We start from the raw sequence: 15,615 nt of genomic DNA, 5'->3' as shown, positions 1-15,615 counted from the left end.
GGTTAACCTGGCTAAAAAAATGAATGATGGGGCGGAGTATAACGGTTATGGCGATGCGAGTCAGACCCGTTACGCTGGGTTAATTTCCGTATCTTCTGGGGTGTTGATGCAAACGCGGTTGCGGCCTTCTTTCTTGGCGCGATACAGAGCCTGGTCTGCATTTCGCAAAACCCTGTCGGTGTTGTCCCCGGGTTCGGAGAAATATCCACCCACGCTGATGGTGACAGGTGTGCCGGTTTTACGGCTCTCCACCTCAACACTTTCACGAATGCGCCTGGCGATTTGCTTCAACGTTGTCGGGTCGCAAGGGGAGAGCAGTATGACGAACTCATCACCGCCCCAGCGCCCGGGACAATCGTAGGGGCGAAGGCTGGCTTTCAGCCACAGGGCAACGCGACAGAGAATTTCGTCGCCGGCTTGATGGCCAAGCTGGTCATTAATGGATTTGAAGTGATCTATGTCGAGCCAGATCAGGCCAAAGCCATTACCCGAGCGGGCTGAGCGCTGAATTTCATCATCCAGAGCTTCGTCTATCCCGCGGCGGTTTTTCAGGCCTGTGAGGGGATCAATTCGGGCAAGCCGATTCAGTTCGTCGGTACGCTGGGCAACTTTGTTCTCCAGTTGCCTCGTGGAGTCACGTAAGCTCTCGGTCATTTTTTCGAAATGGTCTACAAGACGACCAATCTCGTTATCCGGCTTGTCCAGGCGAGGCAGGATGAAACTGCCGCTGCGCACTTTTTCCACTGCCTCTTCCAGCCCCACGATGGGCTTTACGATGCGCGACTGGATAATCAGGTGGAACACCATCAGTGTAATCAGGAGACTGGCGAGGAAAACGGCCACCAGAGGCCACAGATAGCTTTTGGGTAATAGCGTGTTGAGATCCAGCAGGGTGATTTCGAACCAGCCGATCGCTGGCAAATAAGCAACTCCGGCAAGGTGTTGGCGACCCTCTACGGTGACAAATCCGCTTTCGACATGACCTGCTGTGCCAGAGCTTTTCTTGAGTAGCTGGAGCATGCCAAGAATTTTCTGTTTGTCCTCGGGAGCTTCAAACAGCAGGTCGACGGTGTTTTTCTGGCCTTCGGGCTTTATGACGCTGGCAAAATCAATGTAGTTACGATCCCGATATAACTGTATGGCGCCGTTGTAATCGACAAACAGGGTGGTGATACCTTCCTGGTTAATATCCACAATATCCTGAAGAAACCTGTCGAGATTCATGCCGGTGCCCACCATACCTACAATCTGATTGTCAGGGCCGCGCATCAGCACATCAATCCAGAGCTTGGTAACGCCCAGTTCGGTATCGGGATTGACGTTCAGATGGAAATCTCGCCCTTCTTCGATCAGTTGGTAAAACCATGCATCATTGGGCTCATCTGGGCTCAGGACATAGCGGAACTGCTGATCGGCGTACTCATCTTTTTCGTTGTTGAAGTAGTAGCGGCCGCTTTCCCGGAGAGCGACGAAATAGCTGTTGTCCCGGAAGTTGTCGCGAAAGCTTTCCATTTCGTGGATGGCATTAGCTTCCAGAGCCTTGCTATCTGGCTCTTTTGCCCAGTTGATCAGTGCGGTGGAGCTGGCCATTTGACGGGCGAGGCCAATCTCGCGCTCCAGAGATTGCAGCAAGCGGGCGCTGTCATAGCGCACCTGTATTTCGGCTACCTGTTGCCCCCAGCGCTCAATCAGATCGGCGGAGAGCTCCCGGTAGGCTAACCAGGAGGCACATGCAGCGATAATGATCAGGCCGGCAGCAATGCTGAGGAACCGGGTTTTAAGTCGCAAGCAATTCCGTCTCCATTCCAGGGGGGGATCGGGAATAATCATAGTGCACTGGCAGGCAAGATTATAGAAAAGAGCGTGAGGAAATTATCGCAACCTGCGCCAGATCAGCATAGCTACCTGTGCGGCAAGAATGCTGTTACACAGGTTTCGGGGCGAGGCGCTGTGATTCAGCGCCTCGCCGAAGGCTAATTGTGCTCGGAAAAGACTTTGGTCTGGCCGCTTTTGTTAAACAAAAGCACCTGATAATGGTCTTTGCGGTCGCCCATTTCCATGCCCGGTGAACCGGCAGGCATGCCGGGAACCGCAAGGCCACTGGCTTTTGGAGCATCGGCAATCAGCCGGTGAATGTCGCTGGCAGGTACGTGACCTTCGATCACATAGTCACCCACGAAAGCCGTGTGGCAGCTGGCCAGATTGGGGCTAAGGCCGGCTTCCATTTTTACACGGTTCATGTTGTGGGTGTCGGTAACTTCCACCTCAAAGCCGTTGCTTTCCAGATGGTCGATCCAGTCTGTGCAGCAGCCGCAGGTGGGCGATTTGTAAACATGGATGCTCTGTGCGGCGCCGGCCGCCAATAATGGGGTGCTGAAGCCAAGGGTGGCAGTCAGGGCCATTCCGAGAATCTGTTTTTTCATGGTCGTTCTCTCTGTAATGTGGTGTTCAGTGATGGCTGTGATCTTCTGCAGGTGTGTCGGTACTGGATGATGAAAGCCAGAACCACCAAACGATGGCGGCCATCAGAACAAGCCCTCCAGCATTGACCAATATAGTTTCCATCAGTTCCGCTCCTCTTTCTGCTGCTGGTGCTGGCTCTGTTCCCGCGTTTGAGCTGGCTTGTGGCTGGTTTTGAACAGGCGCAGCCGGTTGGCGTTGGTTACAACGGTTACCGACGACAGCGACATGGCGGCGCCCGCAAGAATCGGGCTCATCAATATGCCCCAAACCGGGTACAGCAGGCCTGCTGCTACGGGAATACCCAGTACGTTGTAAATAAAGGCACCAAAAAGGTTCTGGTGGATATTGCTCACTGTCGCCCGGGAGACCTCAATCGCATCCGGGACTCCATGCAGGGAGCCCCGCATCAGGGTAATGGCGGCGCTTTCAATCGCAACGTCGGTGCCTGTTCCTATGGCGAAGCCCACATCGGATGCGGCCAGAGCTGGCGCATCGTTGATGCCGTCACCCACCATGGCCACGGTGTAGCCTTTGGCTCGCATTTCGTTCACCACATCGGCTTTGTCTTCCGGCAGAACTTCTGCACGGTACTCATCAATGCCGGTTTTTGCAGAAATAGCTTTGGCTGTGGCGTCAATATCGCCGGTAACCATCATGACTCTGATGCCAGCGTCGTGCATACGCTGGATGGCGGCCTCTGAATCCGCCTTGATGGCATCGGCAACACCCATTACACCCAGTAATTCTGTGCCCCGGGCAAGAAACAGCGGTGTGCCAGCCTGCTCGGTGATGGCTTTCTCGGCATCGGCCAGCCCGTCAAGCGCAATGCCCTCGGATTCCAGCCAACGGCGATTGCCAAGACGAATCGCATCACCTTCAAGTTCGCCGACAACGCCCTTGCCATTCAGCGCCTCAAACCCGGTGACGTTGAGAGGCTGAATGTTTTGCTCTTTGGCTTTGTTAACCACGGCTTCCGCAAGTGGGTGCTCGGAATGCATCTCCAGGCCTGAGGCCAGGGCCAGCAATTGCGCTTCATCACCGCTCACAGCGTGCACGCTGGTAACGGCCGGGTGGCCTTCGGTAATGGTGCCGGTTTTGTCGAGGATCACCAGATCGATCTTGCCGGCGGTTTGCAGGGCATCTCCCTGGCGAATCAGGGCGCCGTATTCAGCTGCTTTACCAACGCCTACCATCACGGACATAGGTGTGGCCAAGCCTAGCGCGCAAGGGCAGGCAATGATCAGAACGGTGGTAGCCGCGATGATCATATGCACTACAGCAGGCTCTGGCCCAACGTTGTACCAAACCAGTGCCGCGGCCACGGCAATGAGCATTACACTGGGCACAAACACCGAGGATATCTTGTCTGCAAGCCGCCCAATGGCAGGTTTTGAGCCCTGGGCTTTTTTAACCAGATGAATAATCTGCGCCAATGCCGTTTCGCTGCCCACCCGCGTTGCCTTGTACACAATCGCACCATGAGTATTCATAGTACCGGCAGATACCTCGTCACCCTCTGCTTTGGTAACCGGCATGGGCTCGCCAGTGAGCATGCTTTCATCCACACGGGTGCTGCCTTCAACAACAACTCCGTCCACCGGCAAGTTCTCACCGGGGCGAACCCGAATGTGATCGCCTTTGCGTACATCTTCTACCGGAATGTCCTGTTCGTGCCCGTCACGAATCACCCGTGCCGTTTTTGCCCGTAAATCCAGCAGCCGACGAACCGCTTCGGAGGTTTTCCCCTTGGCCCGGAGTTCCAGCGCCTGACCCAGGTTGATCAGGCCGATAATCATGGCGGAGGCTTCAAAATACACATGCCGCGCCATTTCTGGCAAAGCCTCAGGAATACTCACCACCGTAATGGAATACAACCATGCGGTACCTGTACCGAGAGCGATCAAGGTATCCATATTGGCATTGTGGTGCCGAAACGCCTTCCATGCCCCGGTGAAAAAATGCCCACCCGTGCCGGCCATAACCAACAGGGTTAACACGCCGAGCCCAAACCACACGCCCTGGTTTGCTTCGGATATGGTCATGGAGCCGAACGTCATGCCATAGACCATCATGGCAACACCCAGCCCCAGGCTGATTGCCATTTTTACCAGCAGGGTTTTGTACCGCTTCTTGTCCTCTTCCTGCTTCTGGTCGTCTGCCGCGTCAGCATCTTCAATCACACTGGCGCCATAACCGGAACTCTCTACCGCTTTGATCAAAGCTTGCGCATCCGACACGCCCGTTGCCGTAGCGGTATTGTCCGCAAGATTCATGTGGGCATGGGTAACGCCGGGCACCGACTTCAGCGCCTTCTCAATCGTATTCACACAAGATGCACAAGTAGCGCCAGTTACCGCCAGCAGCACTTGATCGTCACCTGGCGCAGGCGCTGCCGGTTTTTCAGGTTTGCTCTCTGGCGCTTTGGCCTGTTTTTCGGCGTTTGGAACAGACTCTGAGTCCTGCTTTTTTGCTTTGGACGCGCAACAGCTGGCGGGTTTTTCAGCTGCGCCCACTAGCTCTGCCGGGAAACCCGCTTCCGACACAATCCTGGCAGCTTCGGTGGAATCAATGCCTTCCGGCAAAGCGACCGTTTGCTCTTCCAGATTAACCTCAACCAGGCTCGCATCACCGATCAACGGCTCCAGGGCATTGCGAATCTTCTTCACACAGCCCTGACAGGTGGCGCCAGAAATACTCAGAGTGGTCTTTAGCTCAGGTGCTTCACTCATAACGATCTACTCCTCAACATGCTGTGCGGGAGTGTTGTCATCCCAATGTTCAATCAAGCGGCAGATAGTTTGGCCATCCGGTGTGCCATCTGGCATATCCTGCCAGGCGCCCAGCGCTGCTTGCATCCGCTTGCGCAACTGCTGCAACTCCTCAATCTCCCGCTCCACATCGGCCAGCCGCTGCTGAAACACATCCCGAACCATAGGGCAGGGAGAATGGTGGTCATCCGCCTGATCGAGAATCTGCCGAACCTCGACCAGCGAAAACCCCAGCTGCCGGGCCTTGCGGGCAAAACGCAGACGCCGAAGGTCTTCGGCATCGAAATGCTGGTAATTGTTATCCGGGTTCCGCGTGGGTTTAAGCAGCCCCTCGCGGGTGTAAAAGCGAACCGTGTCCGGATTAACCCCGGCAGCAGTAGCAAGTTCTTTAACTTTCATAGACAGCAGCACCGCAAAATGTAAATGAGCGGTGGTGTGGGAGACCTGTCCGAAAATGCTCGGAGCCAGGGAAGGCGGAGAGCAAGCGTACATGGACGTATTCTCAGCGGTTTTCGGACAGGTCTCCCACACCGCCGCGGCTATCACCAAAGCGAGACAGCCGAGGGTATTTTGAAGCTTAAGGATAGCCTAAAACCTATGACCTACTCACAGGTCAATGGTTTTCAGGAAGAGGGGCTTTTCGCCCGAAGGAAGGTATCGCAGCTTTTACATTGATCAGGCGCCATCAACTTCGCCTGCCAGCCAATCTTCACGCCGCAAGCCGGGCAGGCCAGGCGCAACTGCAAAATAATAATCGGCGTAACCAAAGCCACCAGCAAAAGCCCCAAAGGCCCCCACTCATCACCACTGGAAAGCCCAAGCTGACTGCTGAATATCAGAACAATAACCAGAGCCACAAACGCAAAAATGAAATAACTCCGGTTCCAACGCTCCCACCGGCGAAGCTTCGCATCCTGTTCCGGTGTCAAATACCCCGTGGCCATAAAATCCTACCTGGAAAATTCAAATTTCAAACCCTAGCTCAGCCGATGCAAACCTTTCTAAAGCGCCACTGAGCAAAGCCAGTTCCAGTTCTGCAGCTGGAACCGGGCGACTGATCAAATACCCCTGAGCCATATTACAGCACTGGCTCCTGAGAAGGTCCAACTGTGCCTGGGTTTCCACGCCCTCGGCTACTACCCGCAAGCCAAGGTTATGGGCAAGATTGATCACCGCCCGGGTGATTACAGCATCATCGTGGCGCTCGGTCACCTCCGTAATGAACGAACGGTCGATTTTCAGAAGATCTACCGGAAAATCTCTCAAATACGCCAGAGAAGAATAACCCACGCCGAAATCATCAATCGCCAGATGCACACCAAGATCGTGCAGGCGAGACAGCTGATCCCGGTTGCGTTCAATATTCTGAATGAAAATTTCTTCCGTAAGTTCCACCTCAAGCCGCTCAGGTGGAATACCTTCAGCGTTCAGGGCATCGCGTATGTGATCCACCAGATGCTCGTTATCCAGCTCACGCCCGGACAGATTCACGGCAACTCTGAGGTGTTCAAAATGGGTGCCTTTCCAGGCAGCCAGCTGGCGGCAAGCTGCCATCACTACCCAGCTGCCGATATCCGTAATCCGGCCACTCTCCTCCGCCAGGGGAATGAACTCAGCCGGAGCCAGAAGGCCACGGTGGGGATGCTGCCAGCGAATCAGTGCTTCCACGCTGGTGATCTCACCGCTGTTCAGATTCAGTTGTGGCTGGTAGTGCAGCACAAATTCATTGTTGGCCAGAGCCTGGCTGAGCTCCTTTTCCAGTTCCAGGCGCATCACCTCCCGCTCCTGCATACCTTCCGTATAGAACTGGTAGGTATTACGGCCCTGATCCTTGGCCCGGTACAATGCTATATCGGCATTGCGCAACAGAGTATCTGCATCCATGCCACTCTGCGGGTACACGGCTACACCCAGGGTGGCGGTAATGCTGTGAACTTCATCCTGAACTTTGAAAGGCGCTTCAAAACACTGCTTGATAAGCCCCAGCAGGTGAATAACGTCGTCAATGTCTTCCACATACTGCTGGCAGATCATGAACTCGTCACCACCGGAATAGGCCACAGATACGCGCTCATCACTGAGCTTGTTCAGACGTCCTGCAACCTGAACCAATAGCTCATCGCCAAACTGGTGGCCCAGAGAGTCGTTCAGCATTTGAAAACGGTCCAGATCCAGCATCACCAGTGCGACTTGTCGGGCCTGGCGATCAGCAAGAGTTAGTGCATGGGCCAGGTCTTCCATAAAAAAGCGGCGGTTAGCCAGGCCGGTGAGAACATCCGTAGACTCCAGCCGCACCAGGTCTTGCTGAATGGTTTTGCGTTGCGCAATTTCCACATCCAGCTCCCTGCGTGTTGCCAGCAAATCCTGATTGCGTTTGAGCATGAGCTGCAACAGTAGCGTTGCGATACTGGTCACCAGACCCATGAAAAGTAGCGCCACAAAGGTCCATCTGGGCCAGGGGCTGCGCTGTTTATCAACCCAGGTCTGAGAGGGCTCTAGAGTTAGTTGCCAGTCTAGTGTTGGCAAGTTGATTGGTACGGTATAAGACATGGAATCGTCGGCACCCTGGAGCCCATCCAGAGTGTAGATAGGGTCGCCGTTGCTGCTCAGTACGATGCGGAACGCATCCTGTTCCCGGGTGGCCAACAATTCGCGGGCCAGTATTTCCATTCTGAAAACTCCGGCGATAAATCCGTTGTTGTCTGCGCCTGTGCCTACAGGTGCATAAATAACAATGCCTTTTCCGCCCTGGCGGAGTTCCAGTACATCAGAAATATCGTAGTTGCCCGAGGCCTGGGCAGCCTCAAGAGCCTGTTTCCTTTGTTCATTGAAGGCCACGTTGAAGCCGAGAACGCTCTCGTTCAATGAAAGCGGTTCCAGCCAGCGAATAAAATAGTCTCGATCTATCCACTCAATGACCGTATAGATGAGGAAATCACCGAGGTGGTTGCGGGCATCCTGGCGCCATTCGCTTTCTGGCGTGCTCGGGTCTGTTGCCAGGCGCATGGCCATTCTCTGGATGGCGCTGGCGTGAGCTTTGAACTCCCACTCGATGTTATGAGCCATACTCTGGGCTTCATTCTCGAGATTGGCCTGGATTTGCTCTGTGTACTGGTGGATAAGGCCGTAACGAAGCCCTGAGGCAGTAATGAAAAAAACAAGGAAGATAACCACCGGAAAGGCAGGGTGTAACATCCGCTTTATGAAAAGCCTGCCTTTTACAGGTGTGTGTTCCAATAGCTGCTCCGTTCATCAGAAAACCGGCCAGAAAGGTTAACGGCTGGTGGCCGGAAATCATTAGCTGTTTTCTGGGGCATCTGCAGGGCCTTATTCAGGAGTCTATTGCAGGAATACCCAGGCGCGGGATTTCCTGCATCGGGCATTTATCCATCACAAATGTCAGCCCTGCAGCTTCAGCTCTGGCGCCACCCGCTTCGTTGATAACGCCAACCTGCAACCAGATGACCGGAATCTTCAGCGCAATGGCCTGGTCAATCACTGCATCTGTGCGCTCCGGGGCCAGGAACAGCTCCGCCATATCCACCGGCTCGGGCAGTGAGGCCAGGTCTGCGTAAACCGTCTCTCCCAACACTTTCTGGCCGGCGAGGCGGGGGTTCACCGGGATCATCCGGTATCCCTGTTGCTGCATGAATTCCATGACTTCGTAGGAGGGCCGGTGTGTTTTCTCGCTGGCGCCAACAAGGGCTATGGTGCGGACACTTTCAAGAATGGTGCGCATCTGGTCAGGTTGGTTGCTTGGCATGGTGACGAACCCTTGTATGGAGTTAACGATATGGAGTCAGCGGTGTGCCTCAAGGCACACAGACACGGATTCTGTATAGCGTAGCGCGTGGGGCTTGTCGATTTCTACCTGCGCCCACTGCACGGCAGAGTGCTCCATAACGATGTTGAGCACTTCGTGGGTCAGGCGCTCCAGCAAGGCAAAGCGATTGCCATTCACGTGGCCAATAATCTGCTTGGTGATGGTGCGATAATTGAGTGCCGCTGCAATTTCGTTGCGACTGATTGCTTCCGTTGCATCGTAAGTCAGGCACACATTAATGATCACATCCTGCTGGTTGTTGATTTCCTCTTCCTTGATGCCGATGTAGGCTCGCAGCAGTAAATTCTTGATCTGTATTCTTGCCTGGTGGTTGCAGGAAACCTCGGTCATACCGCCTCCATCCAATTTTTGCGATCAGCGATTGCTGCTGATCAGATTAAAAAACTCTGTGCGCGTTGCCTGGGATTTGCGGAACTGGCCCAGCATCATGGACGTCTTCATCTTCGAGTTCTGCTTCTCCACGCCACGCATCATCATGCACATGTGCTGCGCTTCGATAACCACAGCAACGCCTTTGGCGTTGGTAACAGTTTCTACCGCTTCTGCAATTTGCCGGGTCAGGTTTTCCTGGATTTGCAGACGGCGGGCATACATATCCACAATGCGTGCAAACTTGGACAGCCCCAGAACACGGCCCTGTGGCAGATAGGCGATGTGACACTTACCAATAAAGGGAAGCACATGATGTTCGCACATGCTGTAAAGTTCGATGTCCTGTATTACGACCATCTCATCCATTGCGGATTCGAAAACAGCATTGTTGACGAGATCGCTGAGGTCTTGCTCGTAGCCCCGGGTCAGGAATTGCATGGCTTTGGCCGCACGCATGGGGGTGTCCTGCAGACCTTCACGGTTGGTGTCTTCACCCAGCCCGTTGATGATGGCGCGGTAGTGGCCCGCGAGGTCGTCAAGGAGTTTGGTCATAGTCTTTTCCGATTCTCTTGAAAATGCTGAGGTAGATACAAGGGACAAAGCTTAAGTGAATTTGTCCGGTATCTCTACGATTTACGACGCTGGGCACGGAAAAGACCAGTCATTGATAGTAGTTTACGGGCGGCAGTAGCGTGGCCCTGGCCAGAGGGTCGGGTCTATTCTTAAGTCGTAGACTGTGAAGAATATATCGGGGACATCGCATGGATCAGCAGACATCGGGTACATGGAAGGGAAGGCCCGTTGATAGTGAGGTGGCAGCACAGGAGGCGTGGCAGCAGAGCGGTAAGTGGTTCACCTATGAAGGTCATGCGATATTCAGCCGCATGGCGGGGCAGGGAGAGCCGCTGTTACTGATCCACGGGTTCCCTACCGCAAGCTGGGACTGGCATCGCCTTTGGCCCATGCTGGTTCAGGGCAACCATTTGCTGGCGCCGGATATGCTGGGCTTCGGCTTCTCTGACAAACCCCGACATTACGCCTACAGCATTGAAGATCAATCAGATCTTATCCAGGGCATGCTTGAGGGCCTTGGCCTCACGTCGGTTCATCTTCTGGCCCACGATTATGGATGCAGTGTTGCCCAGGAGCTTCTGGCCCGAGAGCAGGAAGGCACGCTGCCTTTCGAGATTGCCAGTGTGTGTTTCCTGAACGGTGCCTTGTTTCCTGAAGTGCACAGCCCCTTGCTGATTCAGAATTTGTTGCGTAGCCCATTGGGTGGGCTCATCAGTCGGGCCTTGACCCGGCGCAGCTTTGAGCGCAGTTTCATCAAGCTGTTTGGTAGCAAAAGCCATCCAGATCAGCAGGATCTGGACGATTTCTGGCATTTGATTACCTATAACAACGGCCGTGGGATTTTGCACCAGTTGATTCATTTTATGGAAGAGCGCCGGTGTCACAGGCATCGTTGGGTCTCGGCGCTGCAAAATGCCAGGCAACCCATGCGTCTTATCTCGGGTGTTGCAGATCCTGTGTCGGGCGCGGCCACGGCGCAGCGCTATCAGGAGATGATCTCAGATGCCGATGTGGTGCAGCTGAAAAATGTAGGGCATTACCCCCACTTTGAGAGCCCATGGGAAGTATTCGGCGCTTACAGAGAGTTTCGTAAGCGCCAGTGATCGGGTTGAAAATAGCCGCTAGCCGGCAACGGGTGTTAAAGAGGTATCTGTATTCTGGTCGCCAGCTGCCTGGTTGGTCGCACTTACGACCTGGTTACGTCCCCTGGACTTGGCGTCGTAGAGCGCCTGGTCGGCCCGATTCAACCAGACAGACCAGGTTTCACCCTTGCTGACTTCGGCAATACTGGCACTGGCTGTTACCTTGATATCCTCAAGAAACGGGCGCGCGCTGATGCTCGTAAGCAATTGATGGGCAAGAAGATTGCCCTCATGCTGATTGGTTTCTGGCAGAACGATCATGAATTCTTCACCACCGATCCGGAAAATCTGGTCGCTTTCCCTGATGCGCTTGCGTAGTCGCAGTGCCATTTCTTTCAGTACCTTGTCTCCCGCCAAGTGTCCCCACTGATCGTTGATCAGCTTGAAGTAATCCAGATCCAGGAGAACCATGCTGGATACCCGCCCATAGCGTTCACGCATCTGGATTTGGCCGTTCAGGATATCTGCCAGTTGTGATCGGTTGAGGCAGCCGGTAAGGGGGTCGGTGGTTGCCAGCCGTGTGAGCTCCATTTGAAGCTTGCCCACTAGCCAGGCAAAAATCATGGAAAACAGACAGGTAAGGCCCAGCGAGAAAGTAATGCGCCAGAAATCTGCTTCGGGAAACTTCATAAACGAAACCACCGCCATAACAGTGACAAAAATGGTATTGCTGGCAATGGCTTCACGGAGCGGAAGCAGGAAAAACAGCGCTGAAGCAGCTGGATAAGCCCAGTAAAGGCCTACATGCCCGTTAATGGCTGTTGAGTAGGCGGCGCAAGCCACTGCGAGTAGAGGGAATAGTCGCCCTTTCAGAAAATAGGTGGAGCGAAACCGCAACAAGACAATGACCGCAAGCGCATTGGCGCAGAAGAGGATCAGCATTCCGGAGAGCAGAAAGTGGTGGTGCTGCCATTGCACGACCACCAGCGGTGCCACCGCAATGAATGCCCATAAATGCAGGTGATAAACCAGCTGGTGTTTGAAACCAAGCACCGCGAGGGTCGGGTTGGTTGAGGTGGAATCCGTCGAGATAAACGCGCTCACAGCAAGCTCCGGCTGTTTTTGTTATATCGCCCAGCTTCTGGAGCCGGGCATGTGTCTAAGTCTAGCATGGGTATTCTCCAGTGAAGCTGAAGTATCCGGGTATCGGCACGATTAGTTTTGTTAAGTTGGCCCATGGTGACCGCTTCGTTAAAATCCTCCCCTCGTCTGAACAGATTGCTATTCACGCTGAACCCTGACAGGAACTCCGCCATGACCGCCATCCATACTCGCGCCCCGGCACTGACTATCCGGGCAGGCCGTCGAACCCTGCAGAGGTTGCAGGAAAAACCACTGACACCGGACGATGTGCACGTTATACCCGGGGCGGCTGGGGGGCCTAAAGCACTTGGGCTCAGCGGTCTGGACAAAGCCATATTTGGTGATTGGTTGCCCAGGGTTGAGCAGGAACGTTCGCTGATTGGTTCGTCTATTGGCAGCTGGCGGTTTGCAGCCATTGCCTCCTCGGACAACCCGCGGGCGCAACTTACCCGGCTTGCGGAACTCTACACGGCACAGCGTTTCGAAAAAGGTGTGACTGCGGCGGAGGTCACCCGCCAGAGCGTACAGTTCCTGAAAGAACTGATTGGGGGCCGGGAGGAGCATATTCTTGAGCATCCCTGGTACCGCCTGAATGTGATGGTTGTGCGCAGCCTTGGCATGCTTGAGCCCGATACGAAAGCACGCCTGAGCTTTGGTCTGATGAGCGCCATAAGTGCCAATGTTGTTGGGCGACGACACCTGGGGCGGTTTATGGAGCGGGGGATTCTTCATGATGCCAGGCTGAAGGCACCCTTGTCGGCGCTGGCAGACTTTCCTAGCCATGAAGTGCCGCTCAGCCGCGATAATTTGCACGCTGCATTGCTGGCATCGGCCTCCATACCCATGGTGATGTCGGGGGTCCGCAACATTCCCGGCGCTCCTGAGGGGATATACAGGGATGGCGGGCTTTTGGATTACCATCTCGATTTGCCGTATGAACAGCCGGGCGTGGTTTTGTATCCGCACTTCACGGATCGAATTGTGCCCGGATGGTTTGACAAGACTTTGCCATGGCGTCGCGGTGATGCGACTCGCCTGCAGGATGTGTTGCTGGTAGCGCCTTCCACTGATTACCTGGAGCGTTTGCCAGATGGCAAGCTCCCGGATCGTAAGGATTTCGAAACCTATCTGGGAAATGACAGCGGCCGGGAGTGCTCGTGGCAGAAAGCGATTGCCGAAAGCGAACGCTTGGGAGACGAGTTCCTTGAGCTACTGGAAACCGGCCGCCTGATGGACGTTATTCAGCCTTTGTGAGTCATGGTGGCCAACTGTTCAGGCTGAGCTGCTTGCGGAAAACCTGCCAGCGCTGCCGTAGACAATCAGAAACGTGGTAAAAGCCGTTACCACCACGGATGGGCCTGCGGGCGTGTCGAGATACCACGACATACTCAAGCCCCCCGCGACGGCAATAAATCCGAAAACAACAGCCAGCGCTGCCATCTGTTCCGGAGTATTGGCCAGCCTGCGGGCGGTGGCGGCAGGAATAATCAGCAGAGCCGTAATCAGCAGTACGCCGACCATCTTCATGGCAACAGCAATCACCAGCGCAAACATCAACATCAGCAACAGGCGCAGGCGCTCAACTGGCACTCCTTCCACCCGCGCCAGTTCCTCGTGAATGGTGCTCATCAGCAAACCACGCCAAAGCACCGATAATAGCGTCAGAATCACCACTGCGCCGCCGTATATCCATAGCAGGTCGTTGCGGTTCATGGCCAGCAGATCGCCGAACAGAAGACCGGTGAGGTCAATCCGCACCTCGGGCATGAAGCTCAGTGCCACCAGACCAATGGCCAGGGCGCTGTGAGCAAGAATGCCCAGCAGAGTATCTGTTGCCAGGGTTTTGTTGCGGGAAAACAGTAACAGTGCCATGGCCAGAATAACGCTGGTAATGAGCACGCCGAGGTTCAGTGGAATACTGAACAAAAAGCTCAGCGCTATACCCAGGAGCGCGGAGTGCGCCAGGGTGTCACCAAAATAGGCCATCCTCCGCCACACGACAAAGCAGCCCAGAGGCCCGGCAATCAAGGCTACGCCGAAACCACCAAGGAGGGCGCGCCAGAAGAAATCATTCAGCACAGTATCAATGATGTTCATGGTTGCACTCCCCATGCCCGGTGGCTGAACCCGGGTGGCCTGTGCCAACCACATTGCCGCTCAGGTCGTGGCTGTGGTTATGGTGGTGGTGATACACCGCCAGAGACTCTGCAACCGGCCGGCCGAAGGTTTCAATAAACGCAGGGTCGTGTGAGATGTCGGCAGGATGCCCGCTGCAGCACACGTGCTGGTTCAGGCAGATCACCTTGTCAGTTGCAGCCATGACCAAATGCAAATCGTGAGAAATCATGATGACGCCGCAGTTGAGTTCATCTCGCAACTGGCGAATCAGATCATAAAGTGCCGCCTGACCGTTGATATCCACGCCCTGGGCCGGTTCATCAAGCACCAGAAGATCCGGCTTCCGTACCAGTGCCCTGGCCAGCAAAAGCCGCTGTTGCTCGCCTCCTGAAAGATGGTGAACAGATGCCTTCAACAGATGGCCGACACCGGTTCGCTCCAGTGCAGCTATGCAGGCCGCAAGCGGCTGGCCACTGAGCAACATGAAGCGCTGGATACTCAGGGGCAGTGTTGATTCCAGGCTCAGGTGCTGGGGAACGTATCCGATAACCAGGTCCTTTGCCCGCAGGATATGGCCGCTTGTAGCGGCCTGAATGCCCAGGACGGCTTTGATCAAGGTGGTTTTTCCAGCCCCGTTTGGGCCAATGATGGTAATGATATCGCCGCGGTAAAGCGTAAGACTGACCCGATCAACAACCGGGCGATCATCAAACCGGACGGTAAGGTGCTTGATGTCAACCAGCGGTTCATCCATGAGGCTGCTCCGCCTGACAGCGGGGGCACAGACCGGCTATTTCCAGAGTTATGGATTCGGAAATGAAAGCTTCGGCGCTGGCGGCATCGTGTATAGCTTTGGATACAGCCGCATCTGTCAGTTCCAGGGCATTGCCGCAAGAACGGCAGATAAGGAACATTCCGGTGTGGTGTTCGCCGGCGTGGGCACAGCCTATAAAGGCGTTCAGGGAGGCTATGCGATGCACCAGACCGTACTGTTGCAGGAAATCCAGTGCCCGGTAGACCGTCGGTGGTGCAGCACTGTGGCCTTCTGAGGCCAGCTTCGCGAGTACATCGTAGGCGCCGAGTGGTTTGTGGGATTCCCAGATAAGTTCAAGAACCCGCTCACGGGTGGGTGTCAGGCGGGCATGTTGCTCCTGGCAGATGGCCCGGGCTTCGGCTAAAGCCTGACTGACACAATCATCGTGATTGTGAGGACGGTAGGGGAGTGCGCGAACGGACATGGTCGGAATCCTGC

At 54.9% G+C, this 15,615-nt stretch carries 15 protein-coding genes; 2 read left to right on the top strand and 13 right to left on the bottom strand.

All coding sequences use genetic code 11. From position 1 onward, the window contains the following. Positions 1-69: 69 nt before the first annotated feature. From FFI61_RS08200 to folE, 9 genes are all read right to left on the bottom strand, one after another. On the bottom strand, positions 70-1,788 hold the full coding sequence (locus tag FFI61_RS08200) for a diguanylate cyclase domain-containing protein (RefSeq protein ID WP_200369881.1): 1,719 nt from the start codon (positions 1,786-1,788) through the stop codon (positions 70-72). A gap of 185 nt (positions 1,789-1,973) precedes the next feature. Beyond that, positions 1,974-2,423: a DUF411 domain-containing protein gene (locus FFI61_RS08195; protein ID WP_200369880.1), complete on the bottom strand. Its 450-nt coding sequence runs from the start codon at positions 2,421-2,423 to the stop codon at positions 1,974-1,976. A gap of 141 nt (positions 2,424-2,564) precedes the next feature. Further along, a complete protein-coding gene (locus tag FFI61_RS08190) occupies positions 2,565-5,192 on the bottom strand; it encodes a heavy metal translocating P-type ATPase (protein ID WP_200369879.1) in 2,628 nt (875 codons plus the stop codon). A gap of 6 nt (positions 5,193-5,198) precedes the next feature. After that, positions 5,199-5,630 carry a MerR family transcriptional regulator gene (locus FFI61_RS08185; RefSeq protein ID WP_200369878.1) on the bottom strand — a complete coding sequence of 144 codons (432 nt, stop codon included), beginning with the start codon at positions 5,628-5,630 and terminating at the stop codon, positions 5,199-5,201. Positions 5,631-5,854: 224 nt separating this feature from the next. After that, entirely contained in the window at positions 5,855-6,175 is a 321-nt protein-coding gene (locus tag FFI61_RS08180) for a hypothetical protein (protein ID WP_200369877.1), read from the bottom strand. A 19-nt stretch (positions 6,176-6,194) separates the two neighbouring features. Next, a complete protein-coding gene (locus tag FFI61_RS08175; protein WP_200369949.1) occupies positions 6,195-8,426 on the bottom strand; it encodes a putative bifunctional diguanylate cyclase/phosphodiesterase in 2,232 nt (743 codons plus the stop codon). Positions 8,427-8,562: 136 nt separating this feature from the next. Beyond that, positions 8,563-8,994 (bottom strand): CoA-binding protein, encoded by a 432-nt coding sequence (locus tag FFI61_RS08170; RefSeq protein ID WP_200369876.1) that lies wholly within the window; start codon positions 8,992-8,994, stop codon positions 8,563-8,565. 36 nt (positions 8,995-9,030) lie between these two features. After that, complete coding sequence (gene folX / locus FFI61_RS08165; RefSeq protein WP_200369875.1) at positions 9,031-9,405, bottom strand: dihydroneopterin triphosphate 2'-epimerase; 375 nt, start codon at positions 9,403-9,405, stop codon at positions 9,031-9,033. 24 nt (positions 9,406-9,429) lie between these two features. Then, entirely contained in the window at positions 9,430-9,999 is a 570-nt protein-coding gene (folE, locus tag FFI61_RS08160; protein WP_200369874.1) for a GTP cyclohydrolase I FolE, read from the bottom strand. 209 nt (positions 10,000-10,208) lie between these two features. On the opposite strand from folE, the gene FFI61_RS08155 reads away from it, so the two are divergent. Next, positions 10,209-11,123: an alpha/beta fold hydrolase gene (locus FFI61_RS08155; protein WP_200369873.1), complete on the top strand. Its 915-nt coding sequence runs from the start codon at positions 10,209-10,211 to the stop codon at positions 11,121-11,123. 18 nt (positions 11,124-11,141) lie between these two features. On the opposite strand, the gene FFI61_RS17935 is transcribed toward FFI61_RS08155, so the two are convergent. Further along, on the bottom strand, positions 11,142-12,206 hold the full coding sequence (locus tag FFI61_RS17935) for a GGDEF domain-containing protein (protein WP_200202398.1): 1,065 nt from the start codon (positions 12,204-12,206) through the stop codon (positions 11,142-11,144). Between the two features lie 210 nt (positions 12,207-12,416). On the opposite strand from FFI61_RS17935, the gene FFI61_RS08145 reads away from it, so the two are divergent. Then, the gene (locus FFI61_RS08145; protein WP_200369872.1) at positions 12,417-13,499 is read left to right on the top strand and encodes a patatin-like phospholipase family protein; all 1,083 of its coding nucleotides are present in this window, start codon (positions 12,417-12,419) and stop codon (positions 13,497-13,499) included. Between the two features lie 18 nt (positions 13,500-13,517). Here the strand turns inward: FFI61_RS08145 and znuB are convergent, their stop codons facing one another. The 3 genes from znuB to FFI61_RS08130 are packed head-to-tail and all read right to left on the bottom strand — an operon-like array spanning position 13,518 to position 15,601. Then, positions 13,518-14,342: a zinc ABC transporter permease subunit ZnuB gene (gene znuB, locus FFI61_RS08140; RefSeq protein WP_200369871.1), complete on the bottom strand. Its 825-nt coding sequence runs from the start codon at positions 14,340-14,342 to the stop codon at positions 13,518-13,520. Then, positions 14,329-15,117: a zinc ABC transporter ATP-binding protein ZnuC gene (gene znuC, locus FFI61_RS08135; RefSeq protein ID WP_200202395.1), complete on the bottom strand. Its 789-nt coding sequence runs from the start codon at positions 15,115-15,117 to the stop codon at positions 14,329-14,331. Before znuC ends, znuB begins: the two co-directional genes overlap by 14 nt. Next, on the bottom strand, positions 15,110-15,601 hold the full coding sequence (locus tag FFI61_RS08130; RefSeq protein WP_200202394.1) for a Fur family transcriptional regulator: 492 nt from the start codon (positions 15,599-15,601) through the stop codon (positions 15,110-15,112). Before FFI61_RS08130 ends, znuC begins: the two co-directional genes overlap by 8 nt. Between the last annotated feature and the right edge of the window lie 14 nt (positions 15,602-15,615).

It is taken from the genome of Marinobacter sp. DY40_1A1, from assembly GCF_016597815.1.
GTDB lineage: Bacteria > Pseudomonadota > Gammaproteobacteria > Pseudomonadales > Oleiphilaceae > Marinobacter > Marinobacter xiaoshiensis.
The sequence above is the reverse complement of the archived record's forward strand: the minus strand, read 5'-3'. Positions and strand labels throughout refer to the sequence as shown.